16 protein-coding genes are annotated in these 24,613 nt (G+C 33.2%); 1 reads left to right on the top strand and 15 read right to left on the bottom strand.

Annotation, left to right across the window (positions count from 1 at the left end):
• Positions 1-7: 7 nt before the first annotated feature.
• The 10 genes from L3X37_RS05625 to L3X37_RS05580 form a co-directional block, all read right to left on the bottom strand.
• Positions 8-1,465 carry a DUF1501 domain-containing protein gene (locus tag L3X37_RS05625; protein WP_237239192.1) on the bottom strand — a complete coding sequence of 486 codons (1,458 nt, stop codon included), beginning with the start codon at positions 1,463-1,465 and terminating at the stop codon, positions 8-10.
• Between the two features lie 4 nt (positions 1,466-1,469).
• Positions 1,470-3,833, bottom strand: a complete 2,364-nt coding sequence (locus L3X37_RS05620; protein ID WP_237239191.1) for a PSD1 and planctomycete cytochrome C domain-containing protein — start codon at positions 3,831-3,833, stop codon at positions 1,470-1,472.
• A 102-nt stretch (positions 3,834-3,935) separates the two neighbouring features.
• On the bottom strand, positions 3,936-6,260 hold the full coding sequence (locus L3X37_RS05615) for a glycoside hydrolase family 20 protein (RefSeq protein WP_237239190.1): 2,325 nt from the start codon (positions 6,258-6,260) through the stop codon (positions 3,936-3,938).
• Positions 6,261-6,269: 9 nt separating this feature from the next.
• Positions 6,270-8,558 (bottom strand): GH92 family glycosyl hydrolase, encoded by a 2,289-nt coding sequence (locus tag L3X37_RS05610; RefSeq protein WP_237239189.1) that lies wholly within the window; start codon positions 8,556-8,558, stop codon positions 6,270-6,272.
• Positions 8,559-8,567: 9 nt separating this feature from the next.
• Positions 8,568-9,701, bottom strand: coding sequence for a putative glycoside hydrolase (locus L3X37_RS05605; protein ID WP_237239188.1), 1,134 nt, complete (start codon positions 9,699-9,701; stop codon positions 8,568-8,570).
• 29 nt (positions 9,702-9,730) lie between these two features.
• Entirely contained in the window at positions 9,731-10,894 is a 1,164-nt protein-coding gene (locus L3X37_RS05600) for a glycoside hydrolase family 18 protein (protein WP_237239187.1), read from the bottom strand.
• Between the two features lie 39 nt (positions 10,895-10,933).
• The gene (locus tag L3X37_RS05595) at positions 10,934-12,013 is read right to left on the bottom strand and encodes a carbohydrate-binding family 9-like protein (RefSeq protein WP_237239186.1); all 1,080 of its coding nucleotides are present in this window, start codon (positions 12,011-12,013) and stop codon (positions 10,934-10,936) included.
• 63 nt (positions 12,014-12,076) lie between these two features.
• Positions 12,077-13,048, bottom strand: coding sequence for a glycoside hydrolase family 130 protein (locus tag L3X37_RS05590; RefSeq protein ID WP_237239185.1), 972 nt, complete (start codon positions 13,046-13,048; stop codon positions 12,077-12,079).
• A gap of 1 nt (position 13,049) precedes the next feature.
• Positions 13,050-14,927: a sodium:solute symporter family protein gene (locus L3X37_RS05585; RefSeq protein WP_237239184.1), complete on the bottom strand. Its 1,878-nt coding sequence runs from the start codon at positions 14,925-14,927 to the stop codon at positions 13,050-13,052.
• Positions 14,928-14,954: 27 nt separating this feature from the next.
• Entirely contained in the window at positions 14,955-17,204 is a 2,250-nt protein-coding gene (locus tag L3X37_RS05580) for a GH92 family glycosyl hydrolase (protein WP_237239183.1), read from the bottom strand.
• Between the two features lie 340 nt (positions 17,205-17,544).
• On the opposite strand from L3X37_RS05580, the gene L3X37_RS05575 reads away from it, so the two are divergent.
• Positions 17,545-21,126 carry a RemA C-terminal-like gliding motility protein gene (locus L3X37_RS05575; RefSeq protein ID WP_237239182.1) on the top strand — a complete coding sequence of 1,194 codons (3,582 nt, stop codon included), beginning with the start codon at positions 17,545-17,547 and terminating at the stop codon, positions 21,124-21,126.
• Between the two features lie 76 nt (positions 21,127-21,202).
• Here the strand turns inward: L3X37_RS05575 and hisS are convergent, their stop codons facing one another.
• From hisS to rpsF, 5 genes are all read right to left on the bottom strand, one after another.
• The gene (gene hisS, locus L3X37_RS05570) at positions 21,203-22,843 is read right to left on the bottom strand and encodes a histidine--tRNA ligase (RefSeq protein ID WP_237239181.1); all 1,641 of its coding nucleotides are present in this window, start codon (positions 22,841-22,843) and stop codon (positions 21,203-21,205) included.
• A gap of 72 nt (positions 22,844-22,915) precedes the next feature.
• A complete protein-coding gene (locus L3X37_RS05565) occupies positions 22,916-23,383 on the bottom strand; it encodes a DUF6495 family protein (RefSeq protein ID WP_237239180.1) in 468 nt (155 codons plus the stop codon).
• Positions 23,384-23,456: 73 nt separating this feature from the next.
• On the bottom strand, positions 23,457-23,903 hold the full coding sequence (gene rplI, locus L3X37_RS05560) for a 50S ribosomal protein L9 (protein ID WP_237239179.1): 447 nt from the start codon (positions 23,901-23,903) through the stop codon (positions 23,457-23,459).
• 13 nt (positions 23,904-23,916) lie between these two features.
• Positions 23,917-24,216 (bottom strand): 30S ribosomal protein S18, encoded by a 300-nt coding sequence (rpsR, locus tag L3X37_RS05555; protein ID WP_172625923.1) that lies wholly within the window; start codon positions 24,214-24,216, stop codon positions 23,917-23,919.
• The gene (rpsF, locus tag L3X37_RS05550; RefSeq protein WP_237239178.1) at positions 24,216-24,554 is read right to left on the bottom strand and encodes a 30S ribosomal protein S6; all 339 of its coding nucleotides are present in this window, start codon (positions 24,552-24,554) and stop codon (positions 24,216-24,218) included. The genes rpsR and rpsF overlap by 1 nt, the downstream gene beginning before the upstream one ends.
• Positions 24,555-24,613 lie beyond the last annotated feature (59 nt).

Here is a 24,613-nt window from a genome sequence, read left to right as displayed (position 1 = left end):
TTGAAAATTATGATAAAATGTCGTGAACAACATGCCCAGAAACATCCGTTAGCCTAAAGCGTCTGCCTTGGTGTTTATATGTAAATTTAGTGTGATCTACCCCCATGAGGTGCATTATAGTTGCCTGTAAATCATGGACATGCATTGGGTCTTTGGCAATATTATAACCAAAATCATCGGTTTCACCATAAGTAAACCCTGGTTTTACACCGCCACCTGCCATAAACATGGTAAAACATTTTGGGTGATGATCTCTACCATAATTGGTATCAGTTAAAGTACCTTGACTATAATTTGTTCGACCAAACTCGCCACCCCAAACAACCAAAGTATCTTCTAACATACCACGTTGTTTTAAATCCATGATAAGTGCCGCAGTAGCTTGGTCTATATCTTTGGCTTGCCTCTCAATTTGAGAAGGTAAATCGAAATGCTGATCCCAACCCATATGGTATAGTTGAATAAATCTTACATCGCGTTCTGCCATACGCCTTGCCAATAAACAGTTTGCAGCATAAGTTCCTGGAACCATAGCATCTACACCATACATTTGAATAATGTGCTCTGGTTCTTCTTCAACATTCATAGTATCTGGAACTGAGGTTTGCATACGGTAAGCCATTTCGTATTGTGCAATACGGCTATTAATTTCAGGGTCGCCAAATTCTTCTTCTTGTTTTTGATTTAACTCGCTAATATGATCTAGCATAGCACGTCGTTGCGCTCTACTCATTCCATCAGGGTCTTTTAAGTATAATACAGGGTCCTTACCAGACCTGAATTGAACACCTTGATGTAAAGAACTTAAAAATCCGTTACCCCAAAGTCTAGAGTATAAGGGTTGAGAAAAAGGACGTCCTGTTCCTCTGGATAATAATACTGAAAATGTAGGAAGGTTTTCGTTTAAGCTTCCTAAACCATAACTCATCCACGAGCCTATACTTGGTCGACCAGGTTGCTGAGATCCTGTTTGAAAAAATGTAATAGCTGGATCATGGTTTATAGCTTCTGTGTGCATTGATTTTATAAAACATAACTCATCTACAACCTTGGCTGTATAAGGCATTAAACTACTTACCCAAGCTCTGGATTCACCATATTGGTCAAATTTAAAATTACTACCAACCAGTGGAAAACTATCTTGTCCCGATGTCATTCCAGTTAATCGTTGACCTTGTCTAACAGAGTCTGGAAGATCTTGTCCTCGCATTTTATCTAAAAGCGGTTTGTAATCAAAAAGATCTAATTGGGACGGACCACCACTTTGAAACAAATATATAACACGCTTTGCCTTTGGTGCAAAGTGTGGTAAATTCAATCCCGTTGGATTTAACTGACTATTATTTCCTAATGCCGAAAATGGATCTAATAAAGATGCTGCTGCTAATCCGCCAATCCCTAATCCCACTTTTTTTAAAAAGTGTCTTCTATTATTATTTATAAAATGTTTTGATAATTCTTCCATAATTTTATCCTTTAATAATAACCTCGTCTAGATTAAAAATTAAACTTGATAGCAATGTATATGCATATTCTGTTTTTGAAGTAATTTCAGTTTTATCTATATCTGGGTTACTTTCAAAATCATTTTCAACAGTTTCTACGTATTGTGTAAATTTATCTAACTCCTCTTGGGTTGGAAAACGAGAGGTTATTTTTCTAAATATCAATTTTATTCTTTCGTCTTGAGACAAATTATCTTCTTTTAATGTGTTTTTAGCTAAATGTTCAGCAGCTTCAATAAGTTGAGGATCATTAAGCATAACTAACGCTTGTAATGGTGTACTTGTTTTTTGGCGTTTTACTTCGCAAAAATCTCTTGTTGGTGCATCAAAAGTCATCATTGCAGGTGGTGGCACAGTACGTTTCCAAAAGGTATATAAACTTCGTCTGTATAAATTCTCACCTGTATCAGGAATATATTTTGCTGTACTTCCACCGCCACCGCCAGTAGTTTCTTGCCATAGTCCTGGTGGCTGGTATGGTTTTACACTTGGCCCACCTATTTTATCTACTAACAAACCACTAACTGCTAAAGCATTATCACGAACCATTTCTGCAGTTAGTTTGCTTCTAGAATATCTTGCTAACAATACATTATCTGGGTCTAACTCTAATAATTGTGGCGATAGTTTAGAGGTTTGTTTGTATGTACTAGACATAACTAAGCGTTTGTACATTTTCTTCATATCCCAACCTTCTTCTCTAAAAGTTACTGCCAACCAATCTAACAATTCTGGATGTGACGGTAATGCCCCTTGGTTTCCAAAATCTTCAGAAGTAGAAACAATACCAACTCCAAAAATATCCTGCCACATACGATTTACTGCAACTCTAGCTGTTAGCGAATTATCTTTATGAAAAAGCCATTTAGCAAGTCCTAACCTGTTCTTTGGAAGCGAATCTGAATACTCTAAAATGAATTCAGGCGTATCTAAAGTAACTTCTTGATCTGGTGCATCATATTGCCCACGTCTTAGCGTATAGGTTTTTCTATCTGGAGCATTATCTTTCATCACCATAAGCTTAACCTCTTTTATAGAATCTGGTAAGTTTATGAATGATAATGTCTCTTCGACTTCCTTTTTTGTGATTTTTATATTTGGTTCAGGGAGTTCACCATAATCTATTCGCCCTTTTTCATCTACTTTATTAAAAAACGCGTAGAAACCATAAAATTCTTTCATAGAAATAGGATCGTATTTATGGTCGTGGCATCTAGCACATTCCATGGTTATACCCAATATTGCTTTAGCTGTTGTATTAGCTCTGTCCATTACATATTCCACACGGTATTCTTCATCAATAACACCACCTTCTTGAGTGATTTTATGATTTCTGTTAAATGCTGTTGCTACTATTTGTTCTGGTGATGGGTTTGGTAATAAATCGCCAGCCAATTGCCACTTGATAAATTTATCATAAGGAATATTTCTGTTAAAAGCGCTAATTACCCAATCTCGCCATGGCCACATAATACGTTCTAAATCATCTTGGTAACCATGTGTATCGGCATACCTAGATACATCTAACCACGTTGATGCCATACGTTCGCCATAAGAACTAGATGCTAGTAGTTTATCAACTACTTTCTCATAGGCGTTGGTATCTTTATCATTTAAAAAAGCATCAATATCTTCTATTGATGGTGGAAGCCCTGTAAGGTCGAAATAAACTCTTCTAATAAGTTGCTCTTTTGAAGCTTCTTCAGATGGCTTTAAGTTCTTTTGCTCTAACCGTTTGGCTATAAAATAATCAATAGAATTTGAAACCCAATCTTGAGTTGCTATTTTAGGTAATTCTGGTTTTATTGGAGGCACAAAAGACCAGTGTGTTTTCCATTCTGCACCTTGTTCTATCCATTTAATTAAAACTTGCTTTTCATATTCAGTGAGCGATAAGTTTGAACTTGGTGGAGGCATCACTTTTTGCAGATCTGTGTTTGTAATTTTACTTACCAACGCACTTTCTTCTGGTTTCCCAGCCACAATGGCATATCTATCTAAATTTTTGCCTATTGCTTTAAAAGCGCCTTCTTTAGTATCTAGTCTTAGTCCTGCCTCGCGAGTTCCTTCATCAGGACCATGACATAAATAACAGCGATCTGATAAAATTGGTTTTACATCAAATATATAATCTACCTTTTCAGGTAGGTTATTTGCCTTTGCAGCTAAATCTGTACTATGTTGGTTTCCAGAATTAGTTTCACCTATGGCTTGATAAGAATTATTAGAATTTGAAAAACTATACTTTAAAAATAGTACAATGGCAAATGGCACTAAAAAATATAACACTAAAACAAAACCACTATTCTTTTTCTTTCCTTTTGCCATTGTTTTGATAATTTATGTTAACAGAATACAATTTAATTATCACACTAAGTTAATCAAAATAAATTCGACCAGCAACGCTATACTGTAGCCAAATAAAAGGTTTTACTGTACAATTATTTCATCAATAAAAATCCAAGTAGCACCTCCTCTTTCTGTTTTTCCTAAATTCTTAGCTTTTACTCTAATAAATTGGGCTTTTTGAGTATCAAAACCAATAACAAAATCTTTAAGAATTATGTTAGCATTACTCTCAAACGGCCTGTCTATTTTTCCTACACTAGAGAATGTTTTTCCATCATTTGATAATAAGACTTCTACTTGTGTTGGAAAATAAATACTTGGTCCTTGGCTTTCCATAGTTCCAACTGAAACAGAAGATACATCAGTTAACTCATCCAAATCTATGGTTAAGTCCATGTCTTTAACTAACCACGCTTGCCATTGGCCGTCATGAAAATTTTTAGTTCCTCGTACAATATTTACCATATTTGAAGCTTCTTTACCCTTATAGCTGTCATGATATTTTATATTGTAAATAACCTTTTTGCCCACTGCTTTATGGTAATTAAATGTTTTCTCAAACACTTTCCCTACTGGTTTATTATCTTTAAAAAGTGAGGCTTTAATAGTTGACGTTGAATTAATTTCGATTGGTTTAGTATACTTAATTGCAGCTTCGTCAAGTGATGATTCATTTAAAACATAACGAATATCTGCCACAGGAAACTCATTTTTTAAAGCTACAGAAATTGTATTCATTGAATCATTAACTTCAGTTTCAGAAGTAATCGTATATGCACTTTTAGCATAATTTATATTTTGGTGTTCGTAACGCTTAAAAAGATTTTCTAATCGAGACGAAAAATTAACCCAATTTCTACTCGGTTTAGGACTCCAAAGTGCTTCGGATAAAGCCGCTATTCTAGGATAAATCATATATTCAGAATGCGATTCGGTAGTTACGTACTCAGACCATAAGTTAGCTTGCCCACCTAAAACATGTTTTGCTTGTTCATCGCTCATAGTATCAACAATTGGATCAAATTGATACACTTTACTTACTGGCGAGTATCCGCCCCAAGCTTTAGGTTCAGTATCCATTGGCCCTTGATAATGATCAAAATAACAATGTGACCCTGGTGTCATTACCACATCGTGTCCTTGCTCAGAAGCTTCTAATCCACCTTTTACACCACGCCAACTCATAACGGTTGCTCCTGGAGCTAATCCGCCTTCTAAAATTTCATCCCAGCCAATAAGCACTCTTCCTTTTGAACTTATAAAACGTTCCATACGTTTTATGAAATAGCTTTGTAACTCCTCAACAGATTTAAGCTTCTCATCTTTCATACGCTTTTTACAATGTGCGCATGTTTTCCAATTGGTTTTGGTAGCTTCATCTCCTCCAACATGTATATATTTTGAGGGAAATAATGCCATAACTTCAACTAAAACATCTTCTAAAAACTCAAAAGTTGATTCTTTCCCAGCGCAATAAATATCAGTTATTGGCCATAAACCACCCGATGGCACAGGCACTGGTTTTTCTAAACACGAAAATTCAGGATACGAAGCAATAGCACTTGTAACATGAGCAGGCATTTCAATTTCTGGTACAACAGTAACACCACGACTTTCTGCATAAGCTACAATTTCTTTAATGTCTTCTTGGGTATAAAAACCACCATAAGTTGCTTTTTCATCTAATTCTGGCGTGTATCTCCCGTTCCATGGTTTATCTTCTTGATCTACTCTAAAAGCACCTACTTCGGTTAATTTAGGATATTTTTTAATCTCAATTCGCCAGCCTTGATCATCTACCAAATGTAAATGTAAAGTGTTCATTTTATGATATGCTAAACGATCAATTGTTTTTTTAATGTATTCCTTTTGAAAGAAATGACGCGACACATCTAGCATTAAACCTCGCCATTGAAAACGTGGTTTATCAGTGATTTCTAAATTTGGAATTACCCAATTAATATCTGCTACTTTAGTTTGAGATTCAATAGCTGTTGGTAATAATTGTCTAAGCGTTTGTATGGCGTACAGCAGCCCATTATAACCTTTTGATTCGATGGTTATCACATCGTTTTCTACTATTAATTTATAAGCTTCTTTACCAATATTTTCAGAAGTTTTAAATTGAATAAAATTTGATTTAGGTTGTGTTTTAACTGTTTTTAAATCCCAACCTTGAGCAGTTTTAAACCTATCAATTAAAATTTGAGAAGCTCTCAGTTGTATATCATCTGTAACATAAAACACGGTGTTTTCGGTAAACTTAAAATGTCCTTCTTTTAGTTTTAAAGTTTCAGGTTTTGGAATCACTTGAATATCACTTTCAGTAAACACTTTAGTTTCATTAGTATTACAACTAAAAATAACAAGGCTTAATGCAACTATTAATAATACTTTTAATTTCATATTTAAAAATTATTTTCTCGGAGAATCACTCATTTTAAAAACAAGTGTTCCGCCATTTATTATCTCTTTATGTGTTATATAATTTCTATTAATGGTTTCTCCGTTTAAGGTAATAGACTCTATATATTTACTTGATTTAGAGTTGTTAATGGTTTCAATTTTAAATTGATTACCATTTTCTAAATTAATCGTAGTTTCATCAAAAATAGGCGAACCAAATTGATATAATCCTTCTGCTGGATTAACAGGATAAAACCCTAAACTACTAAAAATATACCACGACGACATTTGCCCGCAATCTTCATTTCCACAATGCCCATTAGGTTCATTTTTATATTGTGTATTTAGAATGTCTCGAATAATTTTTTGAGTTTTCCATGGCTTATCAATGTAGTTATACAAATATCCAACGTGGTGACTTGGTTCGTTGCCGTGTGCGTACTGTCCAATCATGCCTGTACTGAAAATAGGTAATTTATCAGTTGGTAATGGATATAGCGTAAACATTGAGTCTAATTTTTGCTCAAACCGTTCGTTACCACCAACCGTTTTTATAAGTCCGTTTACATCATGCTGAACCGACCAAAAGTATTGCCATGCATTGCTTTCGCAGAAATAAGCAGAATAATCTTTTGGAATAAAATCTTTTACAAATGTACCATCTTCTAATTTCGGGCGCATAAAACTGCTCTTTTCATCGTACATATTTTTCCAGTTTTTAGATCGCTTTAAAAAATATTCATAATCATCAGTTTTATTTAATGCCTTAGCAAATTGTGCTACACACCAATCGCCAAAAGCGTATTCTAAAGTTTTTGAAACCGACCAGTTTTCATGTGCTTCATCAACAGGAATAAAGCCTAATTTTTTATAAACATCTATTTGCCTATTATCATCCATAGCACTTGCTTTACAAGCTTCAAAAGCTAATTGTGCATCAAAATCAATACCTTTAAAATAAGCATCAACAATTACAGGAATAGCGTGGTAACCAATCATCATATTAGTTTCGTTTCCTTGCATAGACCAAACAGGAAGCAGACCCGTTTCTTTATAATGCGCTAATAGCGATTGCATCATGTCGCTAACACGTTCAGGATGCATAATAGTATAGAGCGGATGTGCTGCTCTGTAAGTATCCCACAACGAAAAAGTATCGTACCTGTTGTAACCATCAGCTTTCATAACGGTATCGTTAGCGCCTTTGTAATTATTATTGTAATCGCTTAAAAGTGTTGGCGCTAACATGCTTTGATAAAGCATGGTATAAAAGATATGTTTTTTAGTTTTATCCTTAGTTTCAATATGTATTTTTTGTAATTGTTCTTCCCAAATACTGTCTGCTTGTGTCTTATAAGTTTCAAAATTAAAATGAGAAGCTTCTTTTTTTAATGACAGTTTTGCTCCATCAATATTAGCTGTAGAAAGTCCTGTTTTTAATACAATTTCTTCATCTTCATCTGTATTATAATTTAAAATAATTTTAGTGTTTTTCGCTTTTGCGGAATCTCGATAATCGAGATTTAGGTATTCTGATGATTCAGTCGAATTTATTAATTTCTTTTTATCTCCTATACTTTGCAAACTTGATTTAGGGCGATTGATTAGTGTATCACTTTGGTATAATTGATAGGAATCAAATGGTTTTGAAAATTGCATCTGAAAATACACACGTTGGTCTTTTGCCCAACCTACAGATTTTCTATATCCTTCAATTGTGGTATTATTTACAACTTTAATATGTGTATCGGTTGGGGCATCCCAATTAAGTGTATACCCTAAATCGATATGAATTTGCGACAAACTATCCTTAGGAAATGTATATTTATGAATACCTGTACGCTGCGTTGCAGTAACCTCAGCTTTAATCCCGTAATCTAACAAGTCTACTGTATAATAACCCGGTGATGCTGCTTCTTTATCGTGTGAAAAACTAGAAAATGGTTTAAAGCTATTTTCTTTAATACGTTTATTAAACCTACTATTGGTTGGCATTACTAAAATATCGTATAAATCACCTGCTCCTGTACCCGTTAAGTGCATATGCGAAAACCCAGAAATTATGGAGTCTTGGTAATAATAACCTGCAATTCTGTCCCAACCCGGAATACCAATATCTGGACTCAACTGAACCATCCCGAACGGCACTGTAGAACCAGGATATGTGTTTCCCGGACCATCAGTTCCAATAAATGGGTTTACAAAATCGGTAAGCTTTGTTATAGGTTTATCTTTTTGCTGTATACAGTTAAAAAACAGGATAATACTAACTATTAAAAGAATACCTTTTTTTAACATAATAACTTATTAAAATGAAGCTTTTACTTCCTTGATCGTTTGTAAATATTCATCGGTTAATTGAGGTCCATCAAAAAACGTTACACCAATGGCGCCATTATCTTTAGCTTGTAAAATGGCTTTTTTTATCTCTTCTCCTGTTTTAAATGGCGGTAAGAAAACTCCTGTATTTAATCCTATATTTTCAGTTTCTATATCAGTGACACCTTGCTTAGTAGCATATCCAATCCAATCAATTTCTTCGTTGTAAAAACTATGATAAATCATTGGGTAAACTTCATCGATATCCCATTTATCCCAACGTTGACGTACCATATGGTCTGCCATTTCAGGGTACGGAAAAACTGCGGCCGTTAGTCTTTTATTATTGTTATGAACTATTTTGTAAGCATCGTCAACCAAAGCTTTAATAGCATTAAGTCTAAAATTTTTCCACTCCATGTCAATAGCTGTGTTTTTGCTTTCTTTTGGGTTTTTATGATGGATTTTCTCAAACTCACTTACACAAACATCACAATAACAAAAATCGTATTCTGGTAATTCTACATCTTGAATCAAATTGTATTTAGGCAATAATCCTATAGGTAAAAAAATGTCTGGAAAACGAATATAATCTAAATGCACACTTTCAATACCTTCAACTTTTGCTAAGCCTTCAACTAAACCTAAAATATGGTTTCGAGACTCTTCTCTAGTTGGGCACAACCACTGATAATAACCAACATAAGGACGCGTATCAAAACATGATTTACCCTCGCGACTCACCTGATACCATTCTGGGTGCTTTAAAGCTTCTTTGTCTCCAGGTCTATTTACAGCCATAATCCACGCATGTACATTTAATCCTTCAGCTTTAGCAATAGGCACCAATCGCTCTAACTCTTTAGGGTCAGTTCCTGTGTTAATTAATATTTCATCTATTCCTCCTGCTTTATAGCGTTTAAATTCTTTGGTATAATTTTCATTAGATTTTTTCTTGCTTGAGGTTATCCACGTACCAAATTTAAATGCAGATTCATTTGATGCCATTGTTATTTCTTCGTCATTAACATCAGTGTTATTATTCTGCTCATTTTTATTTTGATTGCACGCCGTCATACTAAATAGCAAAGCAAAAATTAATGGTATTCGCAATGTTTTCATTTTTTTAGTTTTAATTATAATTAATACCTTTATTTTATTGTTTTATAAAGTGTATTTAATAATTCCTGATTTTTATCTAAGCTATACTCCCAAAACATAGCACCACCTAAACCATTCTGCTTGATGTATTTAGCTTTTAATTCGATATCTTTTGGAGTTTCCCAAGAAATAAAAATACTGTCGGCTGCATTCCATAAATAAGAAGCTTTTGCAGTCTCATCATATTCTTTTTTATATGAACCAGATTTTAATTTTTCGATAATATCCCAATACGGAATAATCATTCCAGGAGACATCGCATTTTCGTATAAACCACCATTACCTATTGAAACTTTTTCCCACATTCTACCATAAAAAGGAATACCCATAATTAGCTTATTTGCAGGAACTCCAGCTTTAATATGCCTTGTAATTGCTTCTTGCCCGCTATTACCAGTAAAACGCTCTTTATCTGAAGGATATAAATTAGCATGATGTCCAGTTTGATAATACCACCCGTGATAATAATCATAACACATAATGTTTATAAAATCTAGGTATTGGTGTGCTTTCCCTAAATCTGTATTATCAATATAGGCTTGATTTGCTCCTGTTGCAATGGTTAGTAAATAATGTGTATTATCAGTTTTAGCAGCTGCATCTAATTGCTTTCTAATTTCGGCAAGTAGCATTGTGAAGTTTTCTTTATCCGAAGATCTAATCGCATTATCCTCAGCGCGTTGTCCTGGGTATTCCCAATCCAAATCTACGCCATCAAAACCATGTTTCTTCATAAGTTTAACACAACCTTTTGCAAATTTCTTGCGTGCATCAGGATATGCAGCGGTATGTGAAAATTTATCAGACCAAACCCACCCGCCAATTGAATATAAAACTTTTAAGTTGGGATTCTTTTTTTTAAGCGCTATTACTTTTGGAATTTTGATGGAATCTAATTCCAGTTCAAATTTTGGCTTTCCTTCTACTATATTGGCAAAGGCATAATTTATATGTGTTAGTTTATTAGCATCTACACTAGACGGATCAAATGGATCATAATCCTCGTAACCAGCTACATATCCGATTATTTTTAAATCTTCGACAAGGACTTTAACTGGGTCTTCTTTTTTTTCAACAGACTTAGAACATCCTAAAAATAAAAGCATTAAAATTAAAGGCACTATTAATTGTTTTGATTTACAAATTGATTTCATTTTACTTATCGTTTTAATTTAAAACTGAATATGTTTAATTTATTTTTTTTTTAAAAACTTGCCATCTTCCTTTACAGATAAAATATGGTTTGTAAATGGGCTTTGTACTGAAATTGTCCAACCAAATTTATAGGTTTCTATAGTTGGATTAATTTCTTTTTCATCAATTATTATTTTAGAATGTTCTAAATCACTAATTGATTTTGCACTTTGATTATTTTTTGTTTGAAAAGTCCTATTAGCATGAAATAATTCATACAATTTCCATTTGATTTTTTCATCTTTTGGGATTTCAAAAGTTACATTGCTACCAACTTCTTTGGAAGAAAAATATACATAACCCCATTTTTCTGGTTTATGCATATTTATTACACCCATTGGCGACCAAACCCAATTATACTCTGGTAAAAACCTACCTTTTTTATTCTTTTTTCTGGAATACTTTCCGTTTTCAAGATCGAAATCCCAATTTACTCTCGAAAAATTCACACGATAAAACTGATTACTTGGTATATTATTTCTTTTTCGAGATTTTCTAAAATCTTTAAAAGGAATGGCAATTTCTAAAGTCCATCCTTTATCTATATCGTTTGGATTATTAAGTGTTCCTTTAATATTAATAGCAGATTTTAAATCTGAATAATCCCAGTTGTTTAAAACCCTACTACCTGATATTCCATATGGCTTAATTAAAAACAAATCCCAAACCGTGTTAAGGGCATTAATTTCTAATTCGTAATAATTATGAGTATCGCCATTGGTATCAATAAACACCTCAAAATCATTATTATAAAAAATAACAGCATCACGTTGGGTTATATCACCCCAAACATGTGGTTCTTTCATTTCTGCAAAAATGTAATAATAATTGTCATCCCAAAGCATTTTTACGCGGGTTTGATATTTTGGTGTTTTATCGCTTTCAATATCTATAAAATCACTAGTCCATTTAGCATTTTTCCAATCAGATTCGTTAGCTTTTCCATCAATAGTTATAAGCTCCGATGTTTTATGCGCAACATAAGTTTGTGGAATAATCTCTTTTTTGGATTGGGCGTAAAAAGTTATACTGAACAAAAACAGACTAAATGTTAAATATGTGCTATGATGATTTTTCACTTTTATTTCAAAAAGATTATTTCAGATGTTCGTGCCTCACTTCTTCGTAATGACACTATATTTTTATAAACTGTTATCTTTTGTAAACTGAATAACTTCACTTAATTTACCATAAGCTAAAGCTACAACAGTATCGGCAGCACCATAATAAACGGCTAATTTGTCTTCGTCTGTGTCATGTAATGCAGCGCAAGGAAACACAACATTTGGCACATCGCCAACCATTTCGTATTGCTCTGCAGGTCCTAGTAAATAAGGTTGTGTTCTATATTTTACTTTATCAGGCGAGTTTTCATCTAGTAATGCTGTTCCCATAGCGTATCTAAACCCGTTGCAAGTATTTATTACGCCATGATAAATCATTAACCAACCCTCATTTGTTAAAATAGGTATTGGTCCTGCTCCAATTTTTGTGCATTGCCAAGCACTATCTTCAAAATTTGTTGCTTTCATCACACAACGATGCTCTCCCCAATATTTCATATCTGGGCTATAACTAATATAAATATCACCAAACGGTGTATGTCCATTATCGCTAGGGCGACTTAACATTGCATATTTTCCGTTTATTTTCTGCGGAAATAACACGCCATTTCTATTAAATGGTAAAAAGGCATTTTCGCATTGAAAAAACTCCTTAAAATTGAAAGTATAAGCAATACCAATAGTTGGACCATGATAACCATTACACCATGTTATCCAATAACGATCTTCAATAAACACCACTCGTGGATCGTATTTATAATCAGATTCTATCATATTGGTATTACCCACTTGCATTTTAATAGGTTCGTGATTAATGCTCCAATCGACACCATTTTTACTAAAACCAGCAAAAATATTCATCTGAACTGCTTTATTATCACATCTAAAAACACCTGCATAGCCATCTTTAAAAGGAACTACAGCACTATTAAAAATACTGTTTGACGTAGGAATGTCGTATCTATTAATAATAGGGTTATCACTATGACGCCATATAACATCTTGACAATTTTCTGGTTTATCCTGCCATGGGAAAGGTCTGTTTTGCATTTTAATTTTTGTATTTTTTTACTTTATTTAACCAAGTGAATTTTAATATAATTGATGTTATAGCAAAAACTAACAATGCCCATAATGCATTTTGGTAGTCTCTTACCATAAAATAAATAGGCAATAAAATCATGCTAGATTGCCAAATTATACCAATAAAACAATTCGCCATATCACTTACAAAATCATTATTTTTTGTGAATGATTGGTCTTCTTTCTTAAGAGCTTTATAAACTGGACTCCACCAACCCCATGGTTTTACATTACTGTAAAAGCTTTTTAAAGTTTCCATGGTGGTAGCTGGGGTTAACCAAGTTCCTAAAAACGAACCTAAAACTGATACAATAAATATGATTGGAAACACGTAAATTGCTGGGATTTGAGCTAAATCGCATAACCAAGTACCTACTTCAAAATTAGCTTTGTTTTGGTCTAATAAAAACTGAAGCGTTGCAATAATTAAACCCGATAACATCCCCCAGAAATATCCCCATCCATTAAAACGCCACCAAACCCATTTTAAAAAGTTTGCTGCTACATAACCACCATAAAGTGCACTAGTAATCCATAATGTTAACGAGTTTATAGAATCTGCGAAAAAGCCCATAATAACACCTACTATTACTATGGAAAACGAGGCTATATGGCTCGCTTTTATATAGTGTTTTGCAGTAGCTTCTGGTTTAAAATATTTTTTATAAATATCATTAACAATATAAGCAGGACCAGAATTTACAAAAGCTGAAAAAGTAGACATAAATGCTGCCAACAATCCTGCCAATAACAAACCTTTAATTCCTACTGGAACATGAAAATTAATAACTTTAGGGAGGATAACTTCTAAATCGTTAGACCCAATATTACTTAAAGCACTCATTTCTGGGGTTAAAAAAACCAAACCAATAACTACAATACCGCCAATTAACAAATATCTTGGAATAAAAAGTACTAAATTAGTAAAACCACTCATGTAAGCTGCCTCTTTAACCGATCGTGTTGATAAAATACGTTGCATATCGTAGCTTGGTGTTGGACCAGCAATACTTGCAAAAAAGCCTTTAAATAAAGACATCCCAATAAAAGCACCAAACATTTTATAGCCTTGAGAATCTATTAAATCGTTAAAGGCTTGAAGTTTTTCGTCCCAGAAACCTTCGAGTTCCATTCCGAATAAAATAGAATTCCATTCAGCTGGAATAACAGCAGCTATTTGTGCATCGGTAATAGTTGCAAACGCATAAACAACAACCAAAACACCTGCTAAAACCATAATGCCATATTGTAAAACTTCGGTGGCTACTACCGAAAACATACCACCCTTGATGGTGTAAATAGTTGTTATAAAAATAATGATTAGTGCATAACTTTGTTCAGAGAGCAACAAGGTGTTATCTCCCATGGCAAGAGTTAAATCCCACGGTAAAATAATAGTCATAAATTTACCCACACCTTCAAAAAAATAAGCGATAAAACCAACCGAAGCTATTATTGCAAAAATAGCAACTATAAGGTGCGATGCTCTACCTGATTTATCATCGCCAAAGCGAGTTAATATCCACTCAGAACCTGTCATAATATTAGAACGCCGAATCCAAGCTGCAAGAAAAATCATGATGAAAATTTGATTCCAAATCGGCCAAATCCACATAAACATAAAGCTTTTGGCACCGTATAAAAACAAAATACCAACCATCCACGCAGTTCCCGAAACATCAAACATTCCAGAGCCATTACTCAATCCTAAATAATACCATTTGATACTGTTTCCTCCTAAAAAATAAGAATCTAAACCCTTTGAGGCTTTTTTTGAAATCCAAATCCCTACACCTAAAGTTAATACAATGTAAGTTACAATTATTGATACATCAATGATATTCATTCGTGATGGTTGTTAGTTATTATATTGTTATTTAGTAGCTATTCCCCAATTTTTATTGGGTTGATTTCCCATAACAAAATGTAGTGTTCCACCTTTAATAATTTGTTTGTGTGAAATAGACGTTTGGTTAAAATCATCACCATTTAATGTTGCAGATTGAATATAAATATTTTTATTTGAAACGTTTTCAGCTTCAATAGTAAATGCTTTCCCTTTTGAAATATTAATAGTTGATTTCTCAAAAATAGGGCTTCCAATTTCGTATTCTGCTGATGCTGGATTCATAGGATATAATCCAATAGAACTTAAAGCATACCAAGCACTCATTTGTCCGCAATCCTCATTTCCACTTAACCCAACTGGTGTGGCATTGTATTGTGTATCGATAATGTGTCTTACCCAATATTGTGTACGCCAAGGCTTATTTGCATCATTAAACATATAAGCAATATGATGACTTGGTTCGTTACCATGAGCATATTGCCCAATAAGACCAGAAATATCAACAGAAACATTATCCCCAGTAATTTCAGAGCTTTCTGTGAATAATTGCTCTAATCTACTTGTAAAGGTTTCGTTGCTGCCATGTAATATTATAAAATCATTAACAGCATGCGGCACAAACCAACTGTGTTGCCAGGCGTTACCTTCTGTATAATCAGTTTGTTCTCTGTGGTTTGAATGTTTTGGGTCGAAAGGTTCATTCCAAGATTTCCCATCAACCGATTTGCCTCTCATAAAGCCTGTTTCATTATCAAATAAATGTTGATAGGCTTTAGAACGATTTAAGAAAAAATCGTAATCATCATTTTTACCTAATGCCTTTGCCATTTGAGCTATACACCAATCATCATATGCATACTCCAAAGTTATAGTAACCGATTCGTCCATTAAACTATATGGAATATAACCGTATTTTTTATAATGATTCAATCCACGCTCATCTTGCATCATGGTAGCTTTCATGGCTTCAAAAGCTTTTTCAGGGTCAAAACCACGAATCCCCTTTAGGTATGCTTCAACAATAACTGGAATAGAATGGTAACCCGTCATAGTATTAGTTTCATTGGCGTAAAGTGTCCAAACGGGTAATATTTTTTTAGTTTCATAATATGCTAACATGGTATTAATAATATCTGAAACTTTATCTGGTGCGGTTAGTGTTAAAAGCGGATGTTCTGCCCGAAACGTATCCCAAAGTGATAATGTTGAATATGCTGTATAATTATTAGCAGTTACAATCTCATCATTTTCTTTTCTAAATTGGCCGTTTTTATCGCTAAAAGTTACTGGTGCTACTTGAGCGTGGTACATAGCGGTATAATATATGGTTTTTAAGGAATCGATTGGCGTCTCAACTTCAATTTTTGTTAAGGCTTTATTCCAGGTTTCTTCGGCATTTGTTTTAACAGTCTCAAAATTAAAATCGCCTGTTTCTAAATTATCTTTAGCGTTTTGAACACTTACTGAAGACAATGCTACTTTTGCGAATAATTCAGTTGATGTATTATCATCAAAAAATAATTGAGCTGATGTTTTTTTACCTCCTGAAGTTTGGTTTTCTACTCGATTTCCATCTACAAAGATATGATGCTTACTTATTGGTTTTGAAAACTTTGCAACAAAAAACACTTTTTGGTTTTTTGCCCATCCTGTACTAAAACGATATCCGCTTATGGTATATTCATCTTCAACTGAAATTGACGTTTTTAAAGCTTTATCCCAATTTATGGCAAATCCTAAATCGATAACTACGGATTGTAAATCATCTTTTTCAAAAGTGTATTTATGATATGCTGTTCGTAATGCTGTTGTTAATTCGACATTTAGATTATGATCTTCTAAAAACACCTGATAATAGCCTGGTGATGCAGTTTCGTTTTTATGGTTGTATTTAGATTTATAATTTAAAGAATCTCTAGAAAACCGTGTTGGAGACAAATCAACTTCTTTATTTATCGGCATAAAAAGTATATCAGCCAAATCACCAATACCCGTTCCGCTCAAGGCTAAATGACTAAAACCAACTGCAATAGAATCAGAATAATGATAACCTGAACACCAATCCCATTTACTAATACCATTTACTGGAGTTACTTGCAACATACCAAAAGGAACCGTTGCTCCTGGGTAAGTATGTCCATGACCTCCAGTTCCAATAAAAGGATCGACATAAGATATATTTTTTGTTTTAGTTTGAATTACTCTTTTATCTTCTTTCTTACAAGAAATAAAAATTGAAAAAACTACAATTAGAAGTATATATTTTTTTAACATATATATAATAATGTTTTATTCTTTTAAAACGAAATAAATATCTTCAATTTTAATTAAGTAGTTAAGTATTTTAGACTAATAACAGTGTTGCATAGCTAAACAACAAAAAAGAGCTATTCATTTTTAAAATAAAAATTAAGCCATCATTTAGCATACTAATTTTTATTACTCAATACTGTACAACAGTATTTATATTTTAATTATGATTAAAAACATTTAAAAACGTATTTAAACGACTTTTTTTGCTTTTTATCGATATTTTTAAAAATTAATTATTATATTTGTTTTTTAAAAAAATATTAACGGTTAAAAATTTAGCCCCAACTAAATTAACCTGCTTATGAAAATAAGATTACTTATTATAATTTTAGTTTTTGCTACATATGTAATTCAAGCACAAACATGCGATGGTAATACATTCCCCACAATAAATCAACCAACAACATGTACATATAGCTACACTTCTACAGGTTGGAAAGACTCATTAGGTAATCCAACTAGTGCTCCAACTTCTAACGGGAGTTCACAATCAATTTGCATTTTTGAAGATTATACAGGGGATTTAAATTTTAATATCAAAGGAACATTATATATAGCTCCAAGTGTAACATATACTGGAGCTGTTTCATCTTTTGGAGGCTCAAATTTATTAGTTGAAGGAGAAGTAAACTTTACTAATTCTCCAACATTTGCAGGAAATAATACCGTAGTAGGTGCTAATGGTACCATCAATATTAACGGATCTCTCATTCCTCAAGGAGATGCAACAGTTAACAATGCTGGCATTCTAAATGTTTCAGGAGATTTTAATATGGGTGGGCAGGCAAATTTTATAAATTATACAGGTTCAAGAATCAATGTACAAGGAAATTCTTCTATAAACGCATCTTTAGACAATTGCGGAATATTTGAGTTATTTGGTTCTTTAAGTAGCGGTGGCTCTAGTGGATTAAAAAATCTGTGTTCTACATACATTCATACAAACATGAATTTAAATGCAGACTATACTAATGATGCCCTAATGATAATTGATGGTTTACTCAATTTTGGTACTGCTAAACTATACAATAATTCAACAATACTGATTAACAATATAACATTAAACAACGATGATTTGATAGGTAATGATTTAGATTCGTTCCTAATAGTAAGAAATTCAGCTATTCTATCAAGTGGAGGCAGTATTACCGGACATTTATTTTATGATATTGATGATGAAGGTGGTTTTGATAGTGTTTGTGGTTCTTGTACTGAAGATATTGATATTGTTGATGATATAGTAATTCCTTCTACTACCAATGAAATACTAGAAAACTGTGGGGAAGATATCATTATTAATCCTATCATATTAGAATCTAAACTTGATTTTGATGGTATAGATGATTATGTTTCTACCCCTGAATTTATTAATTCCTTAAACCAAGTTACAATTATGGCTTGGGTAAAATCAGATTTAGGCAACTCAAATAATATGACTGTAGCTGGAGAAGATACAGGCTGTAAATTATGGCTTAAAAATGGAAACACTCCAACATTTACAATAAAATCAGTAGGTAATTCAGAAAAAGAAGTTAGTTGCAGCACTATTAATTTTAACGAATGGCATCATATTACTGGAACATACTCTAGTACAACAGGAATTATGTCTATATACGTAGATGGCGAGTTGTTAAACTCAACAAATGTAGGTAATACTGGTGCAGCTATACAGAATACTGCTTCTTCAAATGGAAATTTTGAAATTGGAAGAACATCAAAGAATACTACAAATAGAGAGTATTTTAAAGGTGATATAGATGAAGTAAGGGTTTTTGATACAAATCTTACCGAAAACCAAATCCAAAAAATAATTTATCAAGAAATTGAAAATAATGGAGGTGTAGTTAGTGGCAAAGTTATAAACAAAGATATTTTAGATTTTAATACAAATTCAACAATAGCATGGCCTAGTCTTATAGCCTATTATCCAATGAGCACCATTATATCGTATGACAGAACATCTGACTTCTCTATATATAATAGAATCACAAAGCTACATAACATAACTACATTTCAAGAGGAAACAGCTCCAATGCCTTACACAACATCAAACAACGGCGATTGGAGCTCACAAAACACATGGCAACATGGTAATGTTTGGGATATTGAAAACGAGACATCCAATAAAGATTGGAGTATTATTAAAATAAAAAATAATATTACAACCTCTAACAGCCATGGCACTTTAGGCTTAATAATAGACTCAGGGGCAAAACTCACCGTAAACGGCAGTAACGAATTAAACAATAGTTGGTATTTAAAGCTAGATGGTGAAATTGATTTACAAAACGAATCGCAGCTAGTACAAGGAGCTGAGAGTTCTCTTGATGTTACTAGTGCTGGAACTCTAGAGCGCGATCAACAAGGTACTAAAGATTTATATACTTATAATTATTGGTCTTCGCCTGTTGGTCTAAGTAATACAACTAGTAATAATAATAGCTATACACTTCCTGATGTACTCAGCGACGGGTCTGTAGTTACTACGCCTCTACCTATTACTTTTGTAACTGGATATAATGGTGCGCCTGGATCTCCAGCTACAACACCAATTAGTATTGCTTCTACTTGGATTTGGAAATATGCCAATAAACTATCTGATGATTATGCCTCGTGGCAACATGTAAAAAATACAGGAACTCTATTAGCTGGAGAAGGTTACACCATGAAAGGTGTAGATAATAGTGCTACATCGTTCACTGAAGAACAAAACTACATATTTAACGGAAAACCTAATAATGGTGACATTACATTAACCTTATCGGCTGGTAACGATTATCTTATTGGTAATCCGTATGCTTCTGCTATAGATGCTAACGAATTTATACTCGACAACATTAGCGATGGTGCCGGTAGGGCAACCACAAACATTATCAACGGTACGCTGTATTTCTGGGATCACTTTGCTGGAGATACCCATGTACTTCGTGAGTATCAGGGAGGGTATGCCACATACTCTCTAATAGGGGGTATAAAGGCCGTTTCTACAGATACCAGAATTAATGCCTCGGGACAAGTGGGCACCAAGGTACCGCAGCAGTACATCCCCGTTAGCCAAGGCTTTTTCGTTACTGCCGACGAAGGCGGATCCGTAACCTTTAAAAACAGCCAGCGCATCTTTAAAACAGAAGCAGTAGACCCTTCCCAATTCCTAAAAGGAAAAAAAGACAAAACCAGCACTACCAAAAACAATTCTAACGACAACAGACAAAAAATCAGGCTCATTCTAGATTCTCCCAAGGGTTATCACCGCCAATTATTGGTTGGAGTAGATAGCAGTGCTACAAACGGTATCGACAAAGGCTACGACGCTCCGTTGATTGAAAACAATGTTGAGGATTTATTCTGGATATTCAACAACAAAAACTTTGTTATACAAGCAGTAAGCAATTTTAACGACAACCAAATACTACCATTAGGTATTAAAATTAATCAAGAAGGTTTAGCTTCTATTAAAATTGATGAGCTTGAAAATATTCATAACAACAAAAAAATCTATTTGCATGATAAAGAATTAAGCATATATCATAATTTGAAAAAAAACAAATACGATGTACACTTAGCTGTTGGTGAGTATTTAAACCGCTTTGAGATAACATTCTCTAAAAAATCGCATTCTCTGAGTACCGATGAGATTAGCAATAACCATATTGAAGTATTTTTCTCTAATAAAGAAAGCAATGTAATCGTGCACAACCCCAATGCACAGCTTATCGAGTCTGTGGAGATGATAAACATATTGGGGCAGACGCTATTTAAATTTAAGATAAACTCTAACGACGATTACCTAAAGTATAAAGCCTCACAAATGAAAACAGGAACCTACATTTTAAAAATTGAAACCGAATATGGTAAGATTTCTAAAAAAGTATTAATAAAATAGTTTGTTAAGTAAGTTTTAGTTAGTAATTCCCAAATCTACTTTTAAACTTAACACACTTCAAGTCCTGAACTGACCTTCAGGACTTTTTTGTTGTAGATATTAATGTTTCTAACGGCACTTTTGTTTGCTCACCAGAAATCATATTTTTTAAGGTGTAAACATTGGCGTTTATTTCCTCCTCACCTACTAAAACGACAAATGGAATCTCGCGTTTATTAGCGTGATTCATTTGCTTTTTCATTTTAGCATCATCGGGATATAATTCAGCATTAATACCATTTAAACGTAATTGCTTAATAGCTTTTAAACTGAATAACGCTTCTTTCTTTCCAAAATTTATAAAGAGCACCTCAACATTTTTATTAACCGTTTCTGGAAATAGACCAAGTTCTTCAAGTACTAAATAAATCCTATCTAAACCAAAGCTAACACCTACGCCACTCATATTTGGCATTCCAAAAACACCTGTTAAATCATCGTAGCGACCGCCACCTCCAATAGAACCCATTTTTACGTTTTTGGGAGCAGCAACTTCAAAAATAGCGCCAGTATAATAATTAAGTCCGCGTGCTAAAGTCACGTCGAGTTGCAACGTGGCTGCAGATAATCCTAATTCTTTAATAGCTTCATTTATAAATGCGAGTTCTTCAATACCTTTTTTCCCGTCTTCTGAAGCATCTAAAATACTTTTTAAACTGTCTATTTGAGATTCAAAAGAACCCGATAAACTAAACAAAGGTTGTAATTTAGAAACACCCTCTTTAGAAATATCTTTAGAAAGCATTTCGGCTTTTACCTTCTCCTCACCTATTTTATCAAGTTTATCTAAAGCTACTGTAAAGTCTATTAACCTATCTGAAGCACCGATAACTTCGGTAATTCCGGATAATATTTTTCGATTATTTATTTTAATGGTAACGCCATCTAATTTTAAAGCAGAAAAAACGGTATCATATAATTGGATAAACTCCACTTCTTGCCATAGACTTTTACTCCCAACCACATCGGCATCGCATTGATAAAACTCTCTAAAACGTCCTTTTTGTGGTCTATCAGCACGCCAAACGGGTTGTATTTGATAGCGTTTAAACGGGAATTCTATTTCGTTTTGATGTTGTACGACGTAACGTGCGAAGGGAACGGTTAGGTCGTAGCGGAGGGCTTTTTCTGATATTAAATTAACTACTTCGTTTGAGTTAAAAATATCTCCATAAAATTTATTCAAAAATTCCCTAAAAGCATTATTCTTTGAGACTTTAATTCCAAATTCATCCAAGTTTTTGTAATTTAATAATTCATCTTTATGATTTATTAAAACTTCTTTTACTGATAATCTTGTAGACTCTTCACTATGCTTATAATGATAGCTAACTACTTTATTAATGATTTCATCAAAATCATTATGAATTTTAATCCTTTCAACGATTTCATCATACATAGGATAAAAATTCCCAGCTTCAATCGAGGAATGAATTTTTTCTTTCTTTACATCTTTAAAATAATCCCCAGAATTTAAAATCTTAAAAATCAATCGGTCTCCTTCATCGCCATATTTCCCCATTAAGGTACTTGAGTTTTCAAAACTTGGGGTTTCAATAGGTTGAAATCCGAAAGTTTCAAAAGCACCACGAATGGTATCAAAAATATAGTTTCGTTTTGCGACTTGCTCTGGATTAAAATCTCTTGTGCCTTTTGGAATACTTGGTTTTTGAGCCATTTACTATTTTAAATTAATATGCACTTTTGCAGTGCCTAGAGTGACAACACACAATGACAAAAATAATAGAATTTAATTTATAAGCTTATCAAAATACCTATATAAATCGCCTTTGGTAATTACAGCACCTTGTTCAATCATTTTAAACTTGTCCAAATTTTTATCTTCAGTATACTCTTTATCGGCTTGTAAAAACTCAACATTTTCATCTAATAAATTTTCGCGAAGCCAATTATAACCGGCCTTAGTGGTTATATCCACGTCATTTTTCAAATTAATAACAATAGCATGCATTTTATTGTCTGCTAAATGAAATAAATACATGTGCTGAGGCGAAATATGCTCTAAATATTCGGCTTTATTTAAGGCACCTTCCCAGATTAAATCACTAAAAACATCTAATTCAGTTTCGGCAAGTTCTGGTTTATTAATTTTTAAATTTTCCCATTCATCTGCAGTAACCGATTGTGTTGCCAAAAAATTAATGAATTCTTGGTGTAATTCTTCAAACTGTTCTTTTGTAAGTCTACTGTATTTCATTTTATTTCATTTTCAATAAAAAAACCGCTTAGAGTGTATCTAAGCGGTTTAATAATATTTTTATAATTTGAAATTATTTTGCTTGTGCAATTACTTCAAAATCTAAATCAACTGATACTTCTCTATGTAAACGTACTACTGCAGTATATTTACCAAGCCTTTTTACAGTTGTAACTGTAATAAACTTTTTATCGATTGATTGCCCTTCTTTTTCTAAAGCAGCAGCAATATCAATATTGTTTACAGAACCAAATAATTTATCGCCTGTACCTACTTTAGCTGGTATTTTAATTTCTAATGCTTTTATTGACTCGGCAACTTTATTAGCGTCGTCAACTATTTTCTTTTCTTTAAAAGCACGTTGCTTTAAGTTTTCTGCTAATACTTTTTTAGCAGATGTAGTAGCTAAAACTGCTTGCTTTTGCGGAATTAAAAAGTTTCTACCATAACCGTTCTTAACTGTTACAATATCGTCTTTAAATCCTAAATTCTCAACGTCTTGTTTTAATATAAGTTCCATTGTTATGATAATTTTATTTTAATAAATCTCCTACGTAAGGCATTAATGCTAAGTGGCGAGCTCTTTTTACAGCTACGGCAACTTTTCTTTGATACTTTAATGATGTTCCTGTTAAACGACGTGGTAAAATTTTACCTTGCTCGTTTATAAATCGCATTAAAAAATCTGGGTCTTTGTAATCAACATACTTAATTCCAGACTTTTGAAACATACAATATTTCTTGGTCTTGTTCGTGTCGATATTTAGCGGAGTTAAATATCTAATTTCTCCGTCTTTTTTTCCTTTAGATTGTTGTTCTATTGATGACATAATTAAGCTTTTTGTTTGTTTCTTTCTCTTCTTCTTTCTGCCCAAGCAACGGCATGTTTATCTAACTTAACTGTTAAATAACGCATAAAGCGCTCGTCGCGTCTAAACTCTACTTCTAAAGCATCAATAACTTCTCCTGGTACAGTGTACTCAAGTAAGTGGTAAAATCCGCTTTTCTTGTTTTGTATTGGGTAGGCTAACTTTTTAAGCCCCCAATCTTCTTTAGCTATCATCTTAGCGCCGTTAGAAACAAGAAAATCTTCATATTTCTTTACTGTTTCCTTTATCTGATCTTCAGATAAAACGGGATTTAAGATGAAAACAGTTTCATAATGATTCATAAAAATCGTTTTTATTGTTAAAAATTGGGTGCAAAAATAATTAATTTTACTATATTACA

This window comes from Wocania arenilitoris, assembly GCF_021728535.1.
Taxonomy (GTDB): Bacteria; Bacteroidota; Bacteroidia; order Flavobacteriales; family Flavobacteriaceae; genus Wocania_A; species Wocania_A arenilitoris.
This window is presented reverse-complemented; position numbering and strand designations above follow the sequence as displayed.

Excerpts from the sequence above, each read along its gene's own strand:
- L3X37_RS05625 (WP_237239192.1), bottom strand. The coding sequence starts at position 1,465 with ATGGAAGAATTATCAAAACATTTTATAAATAATAATAGAAGACACTTT.
- L3X37_RS05620 (WP_237239191.1), bottom strand. The coding sequence starts at position 3,833 with ATGGCAAAAGGAAAGAAAAAGAATAGTGGTTTTGTTTTAGTGTTATAT.
- L3X37_RS05615 (WP_237239190.1), bottom strand. The coding sequence starts at position 6,260 with ATGAAATTAAAAGTATTATTAATAGTTGCATTAAGCCTTGTTATTTTT.
- L3X37_RS05610 (WP_237239189.1), bottom strand. The coding sequence starts at position 8,558 with ATGTTAAAAAAAGGTATTCTTTTAATAGTTAGTATTATCCTGTTTTTT.
- L3X37_RS05605 (WP_237239188.1), bottom strand. The coding sequence starts at position 9,701 with ATGAAAACATTGCGAATACCATTAATTTTTGCTTTGCTATTTAGTATG.
- L3X37_RS05600 (WP_237239187.1), bottom strand. The coding sequence starts at position 10,894 with ATGAAATCAATTTGTAAATCAAAACAATTAATAGTGCCTTTAATTTTA.
- L3X37_RS05590 (WP_237239185.1), bottom strand. The coding sequence starts at position 13,048 with ATGCAAAACAGACCTTTCCCATGGCAGGATAAACCAGAAAATTGTCAA.
- L3X37_RS05585 (WP_237239184.1), bottom strand. The coding sequence starts at position 14,927 with ATGAATATCATTGATGTATCAATAATTGTAACTTACATTGTATTAACT.
- L3X37_RS05580 (WP_237239183.1), bottom strand. The coding sequence starts at position 17,204 with ATGTTAAAAAAATATATACTTCTAATTGTAGTTTTTTCAATTTTTATT.
- L3X37_RS05575 (WP_237239182.1), top strand. The coding sequence starts at position 17,545 with ATGAAAATAAGATTACTTATTATAATTTTAGTTTTTGCTACATATGTA.
- hisS (WP_237239181.1), bottom strand. The coding sequence starts at position 22,843 with ATGGCTCAAAAACCAAGTATTCCAAAAGGCACAAGAGATTTTAATCCA.
- L3X37_RS05565 (WP_237239180.1), bottom strand. The coding sequence starts at position 23,383 with ATGAAATACAGTAGACTTACAAAAGAACAGTTTGAAGAATTACACCAA.
- rplI (WP_237239179.1), bottom strand. The coding sequence starts at position 23,903 with ATGGAACTTATATTAAAACAAGACGTTGAGAATTTAGGATTTAAAGAC.
- rpsF (WP_237239178.1), bottom strand. The coding sequence starts at position 24,554 with ATGAATCATTATGAAACTGTTTTCATCTTAAATCCCGTTTTATCTGAA.